The sequence below is a fragment of the Actinoplanes sp. NPDC051343 genome (assembly GCF_044455125.1).
Lineage (GTDB): Bacteria > Actinomycetota > Actinomycetes > Mycobacteriales > Micromonosporaceae > Actinoplanes.
On sequence record NZ_JBITEL010000001.1, the window covers coordinates 421,326 to 438,440 of the forward strand.

The 17,115-nt window shown below is 70.4% G+C and carries 14 protein-coding genes; 5 read left to right on the forward strand and 9 right to left on the reverse strand.

Annotated features, from left to right (window positions below):
* The first annotated feature begins 146 nt into the window (after positions 1-146).
* Entirely contained in the window at positions 147-1,538 is a 1,392-nt protein-coding gene (locus ACIA5C_RS01825) for a DUF1996 domain-containing protein (protein WP_396050189.1), read from the forward strand.
* 63 nt (positions 1,539-1,601) lie between these two features.
* Here the strand turns inward: ACIA5C_RS01825 and ACIA5C_RS01830 are convergent, their stop codons facing one another.
* The 9 genes from ACIA5C_RS01830 to ACIA5C_RS01870 form a co-directional block, all read right to left on the reverse strand.
* Complete coding sequence (locus ACIA5C_RS01830; protein ID WP_396050191.1) at positions 1,602-2,606, reverse strand: MEDS domain-containing protein; 1,005 nt, start codon at positions 2,604-2,606, stop codon at positions 1,602-1,604.
* Positions 2,603-2,953, reverse strand: coding sequence for an STAS domain-containing protein (locus ACIA5C_RS01835; RefSeq protein WP_396051992.1), 351 nt, complete (start codon positions 2,951-2,953; stop codon positions 2,603-2,605). Before ACIA5C_RS01835 ends, ACIA5C_RS01830 begins: the two co-directional genes overlap by 4 nt.
* A 125-nt stretch (positions 2,954-3,078) precedes the next feature.
* On the reverse strand, positions 3,079-4,293 hold the full coding sequence (locus ACIA5C_RS01840; RefSeq protein WP_396050192.1) for an EAL domain-containing protein: 1,215 nt from the start codon (positions 4,291-4,293) through the stop codon (positions 3,079-3,081).
* A gap of 100 nt (positions 4,294-4,393) precedes the next feature.
* Positions 4,394-4,792, reverse strand: a complete 399-nt coding sequence (locus tag ACIA5C_RS01845; RefSeq protein ID WP_396050193.1) for a VOC family protein — start codon at positions 4,790-4,792, stop codon at positions 4,394-4,396.
* Between the two features lie 26 nt (positions 4,793-4,818).
* Entirely contained in the window at positions 4,819-6,225 is a 1,407-nt protein-coding gene (locus ACIA5C_RS01850; protein WP_396050195.1) for a diguanylate cyclase domain-containing protein, read from the reverse strand.
* 60 nt (positions 6,226-6,285) lie between these two features.
* Positions 6,286-6,936 carry a response regulator gene (locus ACIA5C_RS01855; RefSeq protein ID WP_396050197.1) on the reverse strand — a complete coding sequence of 217 codons (651 nt, stop codon included), beginning with the start codon at positions 6,934-6,936 and terminating at the stop codon, positions 6,286-6,288.
* A complete protein-coding gene (locus ACIA5C_RS01860) occupies positions 6,933-8,117 on the reverse strand; it encodes a sensor histidine kinase (protein WP_396050199.1) in 1,185 nt (394 codons plus the stop codon). Before ACIA5C_RS01860 ends, ACIA5C_RS01855 begins: the two co-directional genes overlap by 4 nt.
* 9 nt (positions 8,118-8,126) lie before the next feature.
* Positions 8,127-8,834 carry a hypothetical protein gene (locus ACIA5C_RS01865; protein WP_396050201.1) on the reverse strand — a complete coding sequence of 236 codons (708 nt, stop codon included), beginning with the start codon at positions 8,832-8,834 and terminating at the stop codon, positions 8,127-8,129.
* A complete protein-coding gene (locus ACIA5C_RS01870) occupies positions 8,831-9,736 on the reverse strand; it encodes an ATP-binding cassette domain-containing protein (protein ID WP_396050202.1) in 906 nt (301 codons plus the stop codon). The genes ACIA5C_RS01865 and ACIA5C_RS01870 overlap by 4 nt, the downstream gene beginning before the upstream one ends.
* Before the next feature lie 237 nt (positions 9,737-9,973).
* On the opposite strand from ACIA5C_RS01870, the gene ACIA5C_RS01875 reads away from it, so the two are divergent.
* From ACIA5C_RS01875 to ACIA5C_RS01890, 4 genes are all read left to right on the forward strand, one after another.
* Complete coding sequence (locus tag ACIA5C_RS01875) at positions 9,974-11,692, forward strand: S8 family serine peptidase (protein ID WP_396050204.1); 1,719 nt, start codon at positions 9,974-9,976, stop codon at positions 11,690-11,692.
* A gap of 133 nt (positions 11,693-11,825) precedes the next feature.
* Positions 11,826-14,300, forward strand: coding sequence for a putative bifunctional diguanylate cyclase/phosphodiesterase (locus tag ACIA5C_RS01880; RefSeq protein WP_396050205.1), 2,475 nt, complete (start codon positions 11,826-11,828; stop codon positions 14,298-14,300).
* A 216-nt stretch (positions 14,301-14,516) separates the two neighbouring features.
* Positions 14,517-16,094, forward strand: a complete 1,578-nt coding sequence (locus tag ACIA5C_RS01885; RefSeq protein WP_396050207.1) for a methyl-accepting chemotaxis protein — start codon at positions 14,517-14,519, stop codon at positions 16,092-16,094.
* A gap of 68 nt (positions 16,095-16,162) precedes the next feature.
* Complete coding sequence (locus ACIA5C_RS01890; RefSeq protein ID WP_396050209.1) at positions 16,163-17,038, forward strand: alpha/beta fold hydrolase; 876 nt, start codon at positions 16,163-16,165, stop codon at positions 17,036-17,038.
* The last annotated feature ends 77 nt before the right edge of the window (positions 17,039-17,115 follow it).

Here is a 17,115-nt window from a genome sequence, read left to right on the forward strand (position 1 = left end):
GAGGCTGCGCCTGCAAATTCATTTACTTTGCTGAATAGACACTTGAGAAAGCGCTTCCTCACGGCGCATACTCCAGGCACCTAATGACGGTCATCTCCCGTCAATCCCCCATCGGGCGGGCAGGTGGCACGACACCGAGGATTGCCATGACCCCATCCCCCTCCCTCCATCGGAGAGCACGTACCCGGACCCTGTTCGCTGCCGCCTCGGCGGCGGCCCTGACCGCCGGCATCGCGTTGATCGCCGGGTCCGGCACCGCCGAGGCCGCGACCAGCGTCGTTCAGGCGGAGAGCTACGCCGCCCAGTCCGGCGTACAGGTCGAGACCACCGCCGACACCGGCGGCGGCCAGAACCTGTCCTACCTCGCCGACGGCGACTGGACCCGGTACGACGGCATCGATCTCGGCACCACCGCCCCGCTGACCGTCTCGGCCCGGGTTTCCTCCGCGGTCGGCGCAGGCTTCGTCGAGTTGCACACCGGGTCGGCGACCGGCCCGCTGCTCGCGAAGTTCCCGATCGCCGCGACCGGCGGCTGGCAGAACTGGGTCACCCTGACCGCGACGGCCGCCACCCACCCGGCCGGCGCGCAATCGGTGTACGCCGTCATGAAGAACACCCAGGCCGGCGACTTCGTCAACATCAACTGGTTCTCGTTCGGCGACGGCACCGGCGGCGGCCAGTCGGATCCCGGCTGGGTGAACATCGACCAGGCCAAGTGGAACGCTCAGCTGGCCGCGTTCCGGGCGATGACGCCACGCCCGGTGCCGGCCGGCTCGGTACGGGTGCCCGAGTTCAACGCCTCCTGCGTCTACAGCCACTCCAAGCCGGACGACCCGATCGTCTTCCCCGGCCTGCCGGGCGCCTCGCACATGCACAGCTTCCTCGGCAACAGCAGCACCGATGCCAACACCACGACCGACACCCTGCTCAGCAATGCCGGCAGCAGTTGCAAGCCGGCCGAGGATCTCTCGGCGTACTGGATTCCCTCGCTGTACGAGCACGGCCAGGTGGTCGAGCCCAAGGACGTGACCGTCTATTACGGATCGCGGCTGATCGACCCGTCGGCGACGGTGCCGTTTCCGCAGGGCTTCCGCATGATCGCGGGCGACGCCAAGCTGCAGGTGCCGACGCCGGCCGGTTCGGTCAACCAGTTCTACTGCGCCGGCGCGGGCGGTGAGATCGGCCGCAGCGCGGACGGCAACTGGCCGCTCTGCGCACCCGGCGCGACCCTGATGTTCCAGCTGGTCTTCCCCGACTGCTGGGACGGCGTGCACCTGGACAGCCCCACCCACAAGGCGCACGTCGCGTACACCTACGACGGCACCTGCAAGGGTGACTTCCCGGTGGCCATCCCGTCGTTGTCGTTCCTGATCGCCTATCCGACCAGCGGCACGGCGGACGGCTTCCAGCTCGCCTCGAAGATGGCCTCGTCGATGCACGGCGACGCGTTCTTCGCCTGGGACAACGCTGCCCTCGGCCACCGGGTCAAGGACTGCGTCGTCCAGCGGGCCAAGTGCAACACCGCCGGCAACTTCTGATACCGACGCCCCGAACGCCGGCCCCCGCCCCTTACGGCGGGGACCGGCGAACGTTCTGCCGACTCACGGGAGGTGCGGAACGTCCAGGTGACGATGGGTCACCGCGTACGGGAAATAGAGTCGTACGGCCGTTCGCCCGTTGTCGGTACGGGTGAGGAGGACGTCGGCGAGTTGCCGGGCGACCCATAGCCCGGCGGCGTCGGCCGGGGTGGTCGGTGGCCGATAACCTGCCTCAGCGGGAACCGGCAGGCCCCCGTGGTCGTCGACGTGGACGATCAAGGTGTTGTCCTGCTGCCATGCTCGCAACCGGACCGGGGGCCGGCCGTGGTGCACGCCATTGGTGATCACTTCGCTGGTCGCCGCGACGACCTGGCTGGTTGCGGCCCGGACGAAGTGTCGACGCCCGGCCCACCGTCCGACCGCGGCGCGGCAGGCGGCTACCTCGTGGGGATGCAGCAAGGTGATGTCGAGATCGGTGACCGGTGGAGTCGCGGTCATGGCCGGCTGTGTCTGCTGACTGAGATATTCGCTCGGCCCGACGTATCCGGGATTGTCCACGGCGCCACAGGGGGTCCATTCCTGCGGGTGAACCTTGCGGACCCCCTCGATGACCGTGTCCGTCCGCTCGCTGGTGTGCCAGATGCAGGTGATCGGGCAGCCGTAACCGGCGAAGACGCCGTTGGCCATCGATTCGTAGCCCAGGTACGCGGCGGCCCGGTCCACCGGCGCCTCCGGTCCGGTGACGAGATCAGGTTCGGTGATGAGGTGGACTACGCGCTGCTGCGAGTGCTCGTCACGCAGATAGCGCAGAAATCTGGCGTAGGTGAAGCCGAGCCGCTGGTAGAAGCGATCCGCCGGGGCCCAGAGCAGCGTGTTCGCGTCGTAGCCGAGCCGTTCACGGACCACGGCTGCGGTCCGGGTGCCGACCACCATGAGAACAGTTTCATGCGCGGCGATCTTGCGCCGGAGTTGCGGCACGAGAACACGCTCGATCGTGTCGTCATGGTCGACGACGAGGGCGTAATGATCGAGGCGTCCACCACGGCGATGATCGGCCGAGCTGGTCATCGCGGACTCCTCGGTCCGTCGGCGTCGTCCCGGTCCAGTACCAGGCCGGGCAGCTCCTGCACGCCGCACAGCTTGATCGTTTCGCTCACCGCCGGTGAGGACTGGAGGTGCACGACCGCGCCCACATCGATGGCGGCCCGACCCAGGTCGGCGAACATGCGGAGGCCGGCGGCGTCGAGGAAGGTGACCTCACGGCAGTCCACGACGATGCTCCCAGGAATCAAGAGGGCAACCATCCGTCGCCCGATTACCCTCGCGTTCGCGAAGTCGATTTCGCCGGACACGGTGATGCATCCGGCCGACCACACCACCTCACAGCCGGTCAACTCCTCTGAACGCCCCTCCATGAACCACAATCGCCACCACACCGACTCGAATCGTCATGACGCGAACGCAGCCAGAATCCATCCGCAACGCCACGGTTTGCAAACGGGCACCACGAAAGTGGAAGACATGCCGGCGTTCGCGGGATTCAGGCTCGCTGCGCGGCGAGCGCGCCGCCGACCGGCTGCAACTGGTAGATGTCGCGCAGGGCGTCGGGCGTAGTCGCTCGATCGAAGTACCAACCCTGGCCGTGGTGCACCCCCAGGCCGGTCAGCGTGGCGGCGTCCGTCGCGGTCTCGATGCCTTCGGCGACCACGTGCGCGCCGATGGCGTCGGCGAGCTCGACGAGCGCCTTGGTCAGTACGGCCAGCACGTGGTCGTCAGCGACGCCGGCGACCAGGCTCCGGTCCAGCTTGACCACGTCGGGGGCGGTGACGACGATGTGCCGCAGCGACGAGAAGCCCGCGCCGACGTCGTCGATGGCAAGCCGCATCCCCCGGGCCCGCAGCGGGGCGAGCGTGGCCCGCAGGGCCTCGTAATCGTCGATCGGGTCGTGCTCGGACAGCTCCAGCACGATGCGCTCGAGAGGCATCCGGCTCAGCAGGTCCTGACAGCTCGCCGTGGCCAGCGTGGCCGGCGAGACGTTCATGGCGACGTAGCCGGTCGTGTCCGGCAGGTGCCGGGCCGCCTGCCGGAGAGCCAGGATCTCGAGGGACTCGCGCTGACCGATCAGTTCGGCGTCCGCGAAGACCAGGTCCGGCGGCTGGTTCCACTGCTGGGGAAAGCGGCTGAGCGCCTCGGCGCCGATCCGCCGCCCGGTCGTCAGCTCGACGATCGGCTGCAACAGTACGACCGGGCCGCCGGCCGCGATCACCGGGTGCAGCCGGTCGGCGATGCCGGCATTGCGGCGCCGCTTGCGGACGTCCGGCTCGATCAGCATGCCGGCGGCCTGAGCGAGCACCTCCATCAGCGTCCGGTCACGCTCGCCCAGATCCTCCCCGGCCTGGAAGCCGGCCGCGCAGAACGTGCCGTACACCGAGCCGTCGCTGAGCACCACCGGCACCGAGACATAGCTACGGATGCCGGCCGCTTGCACCGCCGGCAAGGTCATGGCCACCGGGAAGTCCTCGACGTCCGGGATGACCGACGGAAGCCGCTCCTCCATGATCGCTTGACAGAACGAGGTCTCCTGCGGCTGCGTGAGGCCGTCGGCCGCCAACGAAGGATCGGTGCACTCCACCACCTCCAGGTGCTGAGTGACACCGTCCAGCCGGCTCAGGAAGGCCAGGTTCAGCCCGAGCGAGCTCTGCGCGGTGCGCAGCAACTCCGCGATCTGCTGAGCCGTCTCGTTACGCTTCGCCATTTGATGTCCCCTCGGTTCGCAGGACCACCTGGCCGTCCGCTCATCACCCATCGGCACTGAGGGGCCGCGACTGAGCATCCCGGCCGACCGGGCTTCAAGCTCACGGTCGCGGGGCTCCGAGCAGGTCCCACCGATTGCCGGCGATGTCGAGGAAGACCGCGACGCGGCCGTACGGTTCGATGCGCGGCTCCCGAACAAACGTCACGCCGGCTTCCGTCATTGTTCGATACGCCGTATCGAAGTCGTCGGCGCGAAGGAAGAACCCGACCCGGCCGGCTGCCTGGTCGCCGACGGCTGCAGCCTGACGTTCTCCGTCCGCGCGGGCGAGAAGGAGACCCGTCTGAGCCCCGGGAGGGCGCACGACCACCCAGCGCTTGGGTCGCCCGTCGGTGGTGAGCGACGGCGAGTCCTCGACGAGGTCGAAACCGAGTATCCCGGTGAAGAACGCGATGGCCGGGTCATAGTCGTCAACGATCAGCGCAACCAGGTCGATCTGCACCCCGGCAGCGTATGCGCAGACCCGGACTACAACGGCAGGGTGGCCGCGGCCAGAACTTCCCGTTTGATCTTGAACATCGCCGCGTCGGCCCGGGAAAGCAGCTCGTCGCCGTGCGCGCAGCCAGCGGCCGCGGCCATGCCGATACTGGCCCCGACGTGCAGCGTCGCGCCGGCACCGAGAATGGGCTCGGACACCGCCCGGCGCAGCCGCTCGGCCAGCTCGCCGGCGTCGGCCGGGTCCAGGTCCTGGCACAGCACCGCGAACTCGTCGCCGCCGAGCCGGGCCGCCAGGTCGCCGTCGCGGACCTCGGCCCGGATCCGGCGCGCCACCTCGACCAGGACGGCGTCACCCGCCGCATGCCCGTGCTCGTCGTTGACCGCCTTGAAACCGTCGAGGTCGAGGTAGAGCAGGGCGAGGTCGTCGCGCGGCCGGAAATCCCGGGCCAGCCGTTCGTTGAGCACCCGGCGGTTGACCAGCCCGGTCAGGCTGTCGTGGTCGGCCAGGTAGGTCAGGCGGTCCTGGGCCCGGCCCTGTTCGTGCACCGCCTGGGTGAAGCGGGCCAGGCAGAAGCCGACAGTCACCGCGGTCGCGGTGAGCATCAGCACCCGTTCCTCGATCCGTCCGGTCTCCCGGCCGACGGCGAGGATCGGCCCGGTCAGCATGGCCAGCCCCAGGAACATCAGCCGGGCCGGGTGGAGGCGCGGCTTCTCGTCCGACGCCGGAAGAAGCAACTGATCCCGGTCGCGGCGCAGCACCGACGCCACGATCAGCGCGTTCGCGATCAGCAGGGCGCCGTTGAACCGGTCCCCGTCCTGGCCGGGCAGCTCGTCCGACAGCACCGTGAGCAGGGTGTCCAGCACCAGCGAGAGCGCGTTGCCGGCGATCAGCAGCAGGCTCGGCACGCCGTTGCGGCCCGGCGAGAGCGCCAGATAGACGACGGCGGCGAACAGAACGAGATCACCGGTCGGGTAGAGCGCCCCGACAACGAGGGAAAACGTCGGGCCGCCACCGTGCAGCTCCGGCTCGATGAAGAACTGCCAGGCGGCCAGCCCCGCCGCGGTGGTCAGCGTGAGGCCGTCCTGGAGTGCCGCGCGGCTCTGGCGGGGTGCCCGGCGGCGGACCATGCCGAGGATCGCCGCACCCATCAACGGATAGCCGGCCAGCCAGAACACGTCCTGCAGTCCCACCGAGGGGGAACGGCCGGCCAGCTGGAGAATCACCGTCGTCACGTCCCCGGCCAGCCACGAGGTGACCGCACAGGCGATGAGCGCCCACGGCCGGCGCGGCCCCGGCCGCCGGACCGCCGCCCAGGCCGCGACGACGATGCCGGCGAAGCAGCCGAGATAGGCCACCTGGCCCCAGACCGAATCCGGGGTCAGCGCGGTGATCGCCGCTCCGGCCAGGAGCAGGGTGATGCCGGCCGTCTTTCGCACTTTGAAGGTATCGGCAGCCGCGGCCTCGAGTTGAGCGTCGATGCATCGCCGAACCGGCAGTTACCCGGCCAGGCCCGCCCGGTAGGCGTAGATCGCCGCCTGCACCCGGTTGGTCAGGCCGAGCTTGCCGAGCAGGGCACTCACGTGGATCTTCACGGTCCCCTCGGCCAGGTGCAGACGGCGGCCGATCTCGGCGTTGGACAGGCCGGCCGCGACCAGCGTGAGCACCTCCCGCTCGCGCGGCGTGAGGGCCTTCACCCCGCCTCGGGCGGCCAGCCGGTCCCGCAGTTCACCGCCGTGCAGTAGCCGGACGATCCGGTGGGCGACCGCGGGCGCCAGCACCGTACCGCCGTTCATCGCGGCTTTGATGCCACCGATCAACTCGTACGGATCACCGGACTTGAGCAGGAACCCGTGCACCCCGGCGTCGAGCGCGCGAGCGATGTACCGGTCCTCGTCGAAGGTCGTGATGATCATGACGCGGAGGGCGGGGTGGCCGGCGCGCAGCGACTCGGCCGCGGTCAGCCCGTCCATGCCCGGCATCCGGATGTCGAGCAGCGCCACATCGGGTCGCAGGCGCTCGACCGCCGCCAGCGCGGCCCGGCCGTCCGCCGCCTCGCCCACTACCTCCAAATCGGGGTCGGAGGCGAGCACGGTGTTCAGGCCGGCGCGCACCAGCGGCTGATCGTCGGCCAGCAGGATCCTGATCATCGATCCCGCCCGGTGAGGTCTTCCAACCGGGACACCCGGTTACCCGAGAAGCAGACCACGTAGTTCCCGTACGCCAGCGGATAGTTCCCATCCGTGTAGAAGCGGCATCCCGGCTTGCTCGGGCCACCCCACCGGATCGGCGCCTCCCGCCGGGGAAGGACCTGGACCGCCGCGGTCTCCGGCATTCCGACCCGCAACCCGGCGAACGCCGGGTCGTCCATCGACGCGTCGCGGACCGCCCAGGCGTAGAAGCCGGTCGCGACCACGAGCAGCACCGCGAACGGGATCAGTACCGTGCCGGCCAGCATCCGCCGGACCCGGCGCCGCCGGAACCGGTAGTCGTCGCCCAGCCGGCCATCATCGGTGTCCATACCGGCCGGCACCTCCGCGACCAGCCGGAACCGGCCGTCCGTGAGCCCGGCCGTCAGCGAACCGCCGGCCTGTTCGAGACGCGCCGACAGCATCACCAGTCCGGTGCCCGGCCGGCCCGCGACGGCACCCTCCGGCACCGGGTTGACGATCTCCACGCGGCGGCCGGCGAAGGTGACAGTCACCGTGACGCCGGGCGCGTGCCGGACGGCATTGGACAGCGCCTCGGAGAGCAGCCGCGCCACGAACGGTTCACCGGGCGCAGTGCCCGTGACCTCGAGCGTCATGCCGGCCGCCCGGGCCCGGTCGAGCACCGCCGGGACGTCGGCTTCCGCTTCGACGTCCAGCAGGTCGACGATCCGGCGTACGGTGTCGATCGCCGCCGCCGAGCCGGCGCGGACCGCCGCGGCCCGCTCCCGGGTCTCCGGCTCCCCCGCCGTCACCTGAATGCCGGCCGCCTGCAGCGAGAGCAGCGCAAGGTCGTGCCCGAGGGTGTCGTGCAGGTCGGCGGCGATCCGGGCGCGCTCGTGCAGCCGCGCGTCCCGGGCGTGCGCCCAGCCCTGCTCGACGAACTCGTGTCGCAGCCGGCGGTAGGCGCCGGTCAGCGCCACGAACACTCCGAGCACCACCACGACCTGGTCCCCCAGCCAGGACACGGTGTCCTGGGAGCGCGCGACGGCCGCCGCGGCAGCGACCTCCAGGGCGCTGAGCAGGGCGATCACCGCCCAGGGGCGACCACGCGCGCCGCACAGGTAACAGCCGGCGACCACGGCCGCCGCGGCGAGCGCGTACCACTGGCCCCACCCGTGCATGCCGACAGCCTAGGCATCCCGGCGGGCCAGGATGGGCCCCGCCGCCAACTGGGCGGCGGCGGTCCAGGCCACCAGAACCAGGACATTGCGTACGCCGTCGCCGGCCGCGAACGCCACGGCCGCGCCGCCCGGAAGGTACTGGCCGATCCGGGGGTCGACCAGTTGCAGGCCGACCAGCAGCACGAACATCGTCGTCAGGGTGCCGGCGGCGCTGCGCAGCAGGAACCCGGCCGCGACGGTCAGCATGCAGGCCAGCATCGCCACCACGGCCAGTCGCAGGCACGCCGTGACGGGTTCACCGGGCCGAGCGTGTGCACCCAGCAGCAGTGCGGCCGCCGCCCATCCGGCCGCCGCCGAGGCCAGGCCGGCCGCGAAACCGACGACCGCGGCGACCGCGGTCTTGGCGAGCAGCACATCGCGGCGCCGCGGACGGGCCAGGAAGGTGGACCGGATCACTCCGGTGCCGTACTCGGAGGTGACCACCAGCATCGCCAGCGCGACGAGCGCGAGCTGGCCGACCTGCATCGCCTGGGTCAGCGGATCCAGCACGGCCAGGGTCTCCGATTCGGGCAGGCGTCCCTGCGTGATGTCGTACACGAAGTCATTGGCCAGCGTCGCCGCCATGGCGGCGGTGAGCAGCACCGCCGCGACCAGGCAGAACCAGGGTGAACGAAGGGACCAGATCTTCCCCCACTCGGCCGTGATCGCGTGCTTCACGCGGCCACCGCCACGTACTCGGCCTCGTCCTCGACCAGGCGCACGTACGCGTCCTCGAGGCTCGCCGCCTCGGTTCGCAGCTCGCGCAGCACCGCACCGGCCTGCTGGGCCCGGCGGCCGACCACCGCCGCGGCCAGCCCGCGGACCCGCAGGCGGTCCGCGCCGATCTGCTCCCCGTGCTCGCCCAGCACCGCCACCAGCAACCGGAAAGACTCGTCGTCGGCCGCCGCCACCTCGACGGCGGCCTGCTGCCCGGCGGTGAAGTCGGCGACCGTCGCATCCGCGAGCAGCCGGCCCCGGCCGAGCACCACCACGCGGTCCGCGATCAGCGCCACCTCGCTCATCAGATGGCTGGAGATCAGGACCGTACGTCCCTCGCCCGCCCATCGACGCACCAGCCCGCGCACCCACCGCACGCCGTCCGCGTCGAGGCCGTTGACCGGTTCGTCGAGGATGACCGTGCCCGGGTCGCCGAGCATCGCGCCGGCTATCCCGAGCCGCTGCGTCATCCCCAGTGAATAGGTCCCGGCCCGTTTGCCGGCGACCGTGCCGATCCCGACCGCTTCGATCACGGCCTCCACGCGGGCCCGGGGGAAACCGTTGTAGCGGGCCATCGCGCACAGGTTGGCCCGGCCGGTGCGCCGCGGGTGGAAGGCCCGGGCGTCCAGGTGGGCCCCGACCAGCCGCAGCGGGTTCCGCAGCTCGGCATAGCGCCGGCCGTCGATCAGCGCGGTTCCGGAGGTGGGCCGATCCAGGCCGAGCACCGTGCGCATGGCGGTGGACTTCCCGGCGCCGTTCGGCCCGAGAAGGGCGGTGACCTGTCCCGACGGCACGGTCACCGTGACCCGGTCGACCGCCGTCCGGTCCCCGTATCGCTTGGTCAGTTCGTGAAGCTCGATCATGAAGCCAGCCTCGCGGCGGAACCGGTCGCGCACATCTGCCGTCGGTCAACGACCACCTATGTCGTTCGGCCTACCTCGGGCGGAAAGCCGTTCGACATTCCGCTCATGTTCTGAAGGGTCCGGACGATGGGCGCGGACATGTCGACCGAACTGTCCCGGCGAGACGGGGGCATGTTCGCTAAGGAGCGCATGGTGGATAGCAGGATTCGGGGAAGACTCAGGCTTTCGGCCGGGGGATTGACTGGACTGGCCGTGGTCGCGGCGCTGGCCGGCACGGGGGTGCCGGCGGACGCGAGCTCGCGCACCGGGCCCCTGGTCGGCGTCATCGTCCGCGCCTCCTCCGCCGCGGACCTGACCAGGGTGCAGGCGGCGGTCCGGCATTCGGGTGGCACGGTCGGCCGCCCGCTCGGGTTGATCTCCGGCTTCGCGGCGCAGGTGCCGTCCGGCGCGCTTCCGGCACTACGAGCTGCCGGTGGCGTCGCCGAGGTGAGCGCCGACGGAGCGGTACGGATGAAGGCCGACAAATGGATCGACGACGGCGGAAAGAACATCGCCGTCGACACGGTCAAGAAGGCGGCCGGAGGCAAGAAGAAGGACCAGACGGTCGACACCGCCTCCCTCACGGGTGCCGGGATCGGCGTGGCCCTCATCGACTCCGGCGTGGCGCCGGTGACCGGGTTGAACCAGCCCGGCAAGGTGATCAACGGACCGGACCTGTCGTTCGAGTCGCAGACCCCCGGACTCGCCGACATCGACACGTACGGCCACGGCACGCACATGGCCGGGATCATCGCCGGCAGCGACCCGGCCACCTCGACCGGCACCCCGGGATTCCAGGGTGTCGCCCCGGGCGCCCACCTGATCAGCCTCAAGGTCGCCGCGGCGGACGGTGCCAGCGACGTCTCCCAGGTCATCGCCGGAATCGACTGGGTGGTCAGCCATCGCAACGATCCCGGCCTCAACATCCGGGTACTGAACCTCTCGTTCGGCACCGACTCCAGTCAGGACGAGAAACTCGACCCCCTCTCGTACGCGGTGGAAGCCGCCTGGCGCAACGGCATCGTCGTCGTGGTCTCGGTCGGCAACGACGGGGCATCGGCTACCCGGGTGACCATGCCCGCGGCCAACCCCTACGTCATCGCCGTGGGCGCCGCCGACCCGAACGGCACGGACGTCCGCACCGACGACACCGTCGCGACCTTCAGCAGCCGCGGCAACGCCACCCGGCACGCCGACCTGCTGGCCGCCGGCCGGTCAGTGGTCTCGCTGCGGGACCCCGGCTCGTACATCGATGTCACCTACCCGGGCGCCCGGGTCGCGGATGCCACCGGGCAGCAGCGGTTCTTCCGCGGCAGTGGCACCTCGCAGGCCGCGGCCGTGGTCTCCGGTTCGGTGGCGCTGCTGCTGCAGCAGCGTCCCGGGCTGACGCCGGACCAGGTCAAGAGTCTGCTGGTGCAGTCGGCGGATCCGATGACCGGCGCGGATCCGATCGCCGCCGGCGCGGGTCAGCTCGACATCGCCGGGGCGGCGACACTGAGCGTTCCGATGAACGCCAAGCAGGCCTATCCCGTCGCCACCGGCCTGGGAAGCCTCGAGGGCGCCCGGGGGTCCGCGCACGTCACCGACGCCGGCACCGGGTTGTTGCTGACCGGCGAGAAGGACATCTTCGGCGCGCGGTGGGCGCCGGCGACCTGGACCGTCGCGGCGAAGAACGGCAAAGCATGGACGGGCGGCACCTGGAACGGCAAGGTCTGGACCGGCTCGGCCTTCACCGGAGTGTCGTGGGCCTCGCGGACCTGGGGAACGGTGACCTGGAGTTCGCTGACCTGGTCGGGACAGTCGTGGATGTCCGGCACCTGGACCGGCCGATCATGGGCGGCCGGATCCTGGACCGGGCGTTCCTGGGCCGGGGGTACGTGGCTCGGACGATCCTGGGCCGGGCGTAGCTGGGCATAGCGTCCGGGTTGTCACTGCTGAGCCGGTCGGGCGATTCGCCCGGCCGGCTCGCCTGCCCCTGCGGCCGGGAAGCCTCAACCAGGCCGGGCGTACGCCGACAAGAGGGGTGAGCGACCGGAGAGGAGGTCGGCCCATGGGCAAGACGCCTCCCGGGCGGCTGAGTGCCGACGCCAAAATCGGCGTGCTGACCGCCGTTCTGGTAACGGTGACCCTCGCCGTGCAGGCTACGTGGCTCGCCGACGGCTTCTCACTTGCCGGCCATGACCTCGTACGCCTGGCAGTCGTCACCCTGCTCTTCGCCGCCGCCGAGAAGTTCGTCGTCACGTTCCCGGTCCGCCGCGGGGCACACACCATCAGCCTCAGCGAAATACCCCTCGTACTCGGACTCGCCACCGTCGCCCCGCCGCTGCTCGTCGCCGTTCGGATGATCGGCGGACTGGTCGGTCTGACCGCCTTCCGGCGGCAGCGCGGCAGCAAACTCGCCTTCAACACGGCGCTCTACGGGGTTCAGGCCACCGCCGCCGGTGCCGTCTTCCACCTGGTCGCCCGGTCGTCGGATGCGCTCGGTGCCGTCGGATGGATCGCCGCCTTCGCGGCGACCTTCGCGACCGACGTGATCTCCATCGTGCTGATCAGCGCGGTGATCGCGCTGCACGACGACAGCGAGGAATGGCGGCGGCTGCTGACCGCCGACGTCCGCAAACTCTTCCAGCTGCCGCTGGTGGCGGTCACCACGACGCTGGGGCTGGTCACGGCGATCGTGATCCGCGACCAGGCGCCGGCGGCGGTGCTGCTCGGGGTCCTCTCACTGGCGATCTACCGGGTGCTGCATCGCTACGCCGAGCAGTCCCAGGGCCACACCCAGGTCGAGGCACTGTACGAGTTCACTCGCAGCCTGAACGCGCCCGGGGACGCCGACGAGGTGGCGCGAGTCGTCCTGAGCCAGGTCCGTGACCTGGTCCGCGCGGAATCCGCCGAGCTGGTCCTCGCCGAGGAGGACGCCACCGTCCGGATCCGGCTCGTCGGCCAGAACGACTTCGAGGCCGGCGCCGCCACGGCACCCGGGGACGCGTGGTGGCGCCCGGCCCGCCTCGGCGAACTGGTCTTCCTACCGGTCACGAAGCAGCGCGTGCGCCACCCGTCCGAACCCGTCGACGCGATGGCCGTGCCGGTGGCGCTGGGAGACACCACCGCCGTTCTCATCGTCACCGGAAGCCTGCCCGAGATCGAGACCTTCACGCCGGAGCACCTGCGGCTGATGCAGGCGCTCGCCGCCCACGCCGGAGTCGCGCTGACCAACGTGCGGCTGGTCGAACGACTGCAACACATCAGTGTGACCGACGCCCTCACCGGCCTGCCCAACCGGCGCAAGCTCCTCGCCGAGCTGCACCAGGCCACCGAGGCGCCGGAGATGGTCGGCGTCCTGCTGCTCGACCTCGACCGGTTCAAGGAGGTCAACGACGCCCTCGGGCACGCCATCGGCGACCAGGTGCTTCGCGAGGTCGGCAACCGGCTCCAGCACCGGTTCGCGGGGCGGGGCACCGTTGCCCGGCTGGGCGGCGACGAATTCGCCATGATCATTTCCGGCGCACGGACGCCCGGCGATGTGCTCGCCGTCGCGGACGAGGTGCGCCGCACCGTCGAAGAGCCGATCCCGGTCGGCGATCTCGCCCTGCGGACGCAGGCCAGCATCGGGGTCTGCTTCGCGCCGGAACATGGCACCGATCCCGAACAGCTGCTTCAGCGCGCCGACGTCGCGATGTACGCGGCCAAGCAGGCTCGCTCCGGCGTACGCGTCTATCAGGTCGAGGACGACCAGAACACGCCGCGGCGGCTGTCTCTGTTGACCGAGCTGCGTACCGCGGTCGAGACCGGCGCTATCGCGGTTGTCTACCAGCCCAAGGTCGACCCGATGTCGGGCCGCGTGCTCGGCGCCGAGGCGTTGAGCCGATGGCAGAGCGCGGACGGACCGGTCCCGCCCGACGAGTTCATTCCCCTGGCCGAGCGGTCCGGCCTGATCATGCCCTTGACCCGGCACGTCCTGAACACCGCGCTGGCGTCGTGCGCGGACTGGCGACGGGCCGGACACGAGCTGTCGGTCGCGGTCAACCTCTCCCCGCAAACCATCACCGACCAGGCGCTCATCGGCGAGGTGCAGCAGGCACTCGCGGCGCACGGCGTCCCGGCCGGCGCCTTGACGCTGGAGATCACCGAGACCGGGGTCATGGACGATCCCACGCACAGCCTGGCCATTCTGCAATCGCTGCGAGCGCTCGGGGTCAGATTGTCGGTCGACGATTTCGGCACCGGTCATTCCTCCCTCGGGCGGCTGGCCGATCTGCCGGTGCAGGAGATGAAGATCGACAAGGGCTTCGTCCGGGACCTCACGACGAATCGGAGCCGGCAGGCGGTCACCGACGCCTCACTGCACCTGGGACATGCGCTGGGCCTGCACGTCGTTGCCGAAGGCGCCGAAACCCAGGCGGAATTCGAGCACCTGCGCCGGCTCGGCTGCGACTCGGTGCAGGGCTACTACATCTGCCGGCCGCTACCCGCAGACGAATTCCTGACGTGGCTGACTGTCGCCAGGTCCGTCGCGGTCGGCTGATTCTTCGGTTATCGCCTTGGAACGCGCGCGGGATGACAACCTACTACTTGTAGGCCATCCGCGAACCGGAGATCGTTCGGTGTTCGGCCGCCCTCCGGAGCGAGGGCGCCCGAAGCACTTCAGTTTCCTGCTGCACTGCCGAGTTAGGGCGGTGAGCCGGGCCGATGGACAGGATGATTGATGGCAGCAGTGACGTCGTGGGTCGAAAACCGTTCGGTGCGAACGAAAGTTCTGCTGCCCGTCGTGGTTTCGGCCATCGGTCTGAGCGCCCTGTCGTCGTACGCGGTGAGCGCGCTCGACACCGCCGGCCTGCGCACCGAGACAATGTATGCCCACACCGCACGACCCCTGGCCGATCTGACCTCACTGCGGGACGCCCAGGGCGACTCGAGGGTCGACGTCCGGGACGCCATCCTGACCGCTCCGGGCAAGGACCAGGAAGCGGTCATCACTGATTTCGACGATGTCGACGGCGCCGTGGATCAGGCCCTCGATGCGTACGTCGCGGACCACGGCACCCTGAGTACGTCAGCGGCGGCTCTGGTCGCCCAGGCCCGGGCCGGCCTCGCGCAGTGGCGCGACGTCCGCACCAACCAGCTCGTGCCGCTCGTACGAGCCAACCGGCCGGCCCAGGCCCATGCCCTGCTGGCCGACGACGGCGCCCTCGGCAAAGCCAACTCCACGTTCGGCGACGCGCTCGACACGCTGGCCGACGCCGAGACGGCTCAGGCGCAAATGGTCTCCTCGGCGGCCGGCGCAGCGCAGCGACGCAGCCGAGAAATCTTGTTGATCGTCGCGCTGGCCTGCGTGCTGCTGGCCGTGATCGTGGGCTTGTTCATCGCCCGGGTGGTGGTGCGGCCCGTACGCCGCGTCCAGCAGGTGCTGTCCCGCCTGGCCGCCGGTGACCTGACCGGTGATCCCCAGGTCACCTCCCGCGACGAGATAGGCATGATGGCCGCGGCGCTCGTCTCGGCGAACGCCTCCCTGCGGCAGACCGTCGGCGCAGTTGTCGATTCCGCACAGACTCTTGACGACACCGCGGCGCAGTTGCAGGGCAGCAGTGCCCAGATCGCCAGGCAGGTGACCGACTCGGCGACCCAGGCCGGGTTGGTGGCGGACGCCGCGGGAAACGCCTCGAGCAGCATCAACACCGTCACCGCCGGCGCGACCGAGATGAGCGCGGCGATCGGCGAGATCGCCCAGCGCGCCTCGCAGGCCGCCGCGGTAGCCGGCGAAGCCGTTCAGGCCGTCACCACCACCTCGGCAACCGTCGCTGACCTCGGCCAGACCTCAGCCGACATCGAGCAGGTTCTCGGTGTGATCACCTCGATCGCCCAGCAGACCAATCTGCTGGCGTTGAACGCCACGATCGAGGCCGCCCGGGCCGGCGAATCCGGTAAGGGCTTCGCGGTGGTCGCCGGCGAGGTCAAGGAACTGGCGTTGCAGACCGCTTCGGCCACCGAGGACATCGCCCGGCGGGTCGCCGCCATCCAGACCTCGAGCACGGAGGCAATTGCGGCGATCGGCCGCATCGGCGAAGTCATCAACGAAATCAACGACCACCAGGGCGCCATCGCGGCCGCGGTCGAGGAGCAGACCGCCACCACCGGCGAGATGCAGCGCAACGTCGCCGACGCGGCCGCCGCCAGCACCCGCATTGCCAGCACGATCACCGATGTCGCGGATGCCGCACGCGCCACCGAGGCCGAGGCCCAGGAGTCCCAGAAGGCGATCTCGACGGTCACCGTCATGGCCCGTGAGCTCAGGCAGACCATCGGCCACTTCCAGGCCTGATCCCGGGAGGCGCCCGATCAGGTGGTAATTGCCGGCGGCCGGCAGCGGGTAACCGCTACGTTGCCCGCATGTTGGATGCGCACGAGCAATTTGTCGTCTCCGGGCCGCTGCGGATCTGGACCGAGCAGGTCGGGGACCCGGAACTTCCGGCCGTTCTGATGGTGATGGGGTCGGCTGCTCAGGGTGTCAGTTGCCCGGATGCGCTGGTCGGCCGGCTCGTCGAGCGTGGAGTCCAGGTGATCCGGTTCGATCATCGGGACACCGGCCGGTCCAGCATCGTCGACTTCGATGCCCATCCCTACACGATCGGCGACCTGGCTCGCGATTGCCTCGCTGTGCTGGACGGCTACGGACTGGGTGCCGCTCATGTAGCCGGCGCCTCGATGGGCGGCATGATCGCTCAGTGGCTGGGCGTGCACGCGCCGGACCGGGTCCGATCCTTGACGGTGATGTCCAGCTCGCCGATGGGTCACGATCCGAGGCCGGCACTGGCCCGGGCGCAGGCCGGGGAACCGGCCGACCCGGACGACCTGCCGCCACCGGCGCCGGCGTTTCTCGCGCATCTGGCCGCCGGGCTGCCGCCGGGGGTGGAGTCCGACGTGGCCCTGTTCCGGGTCTTCAACGGGCCGGTCCGGCCGTTCGACGAGCCGGCCGCCCGGGCGATGCTCGAGCTGGCGCTGTCGCGAGCTACCGACCCGGCGGCCGCGGCCAACCACAACCGGGCCGCGTGGAGGGACGACCCAGGCCTGCTCGCCCCGCTGTCGTCGATCACCGCGCCGACCTCGATCGTGCACGGCGACCAGGATCCGGTCTACCCGCTCGGCCACGGCGAGGCCCTGGCCGCCGCGGTCGAAGGAGCGGACCTGCGCGTCGTGCCCGGGATGGGCCATGCCTTCACCTCACCCGGCCTGCCCGAGGAGGTCGCCGACCTGATCCGGCTGTAACCGGCCCACAATCAGCGACACCCCTCGCCGTCGCCCATTCGGCATCGGCCGTACCCGCGGCCACCGATGGCGTCGCT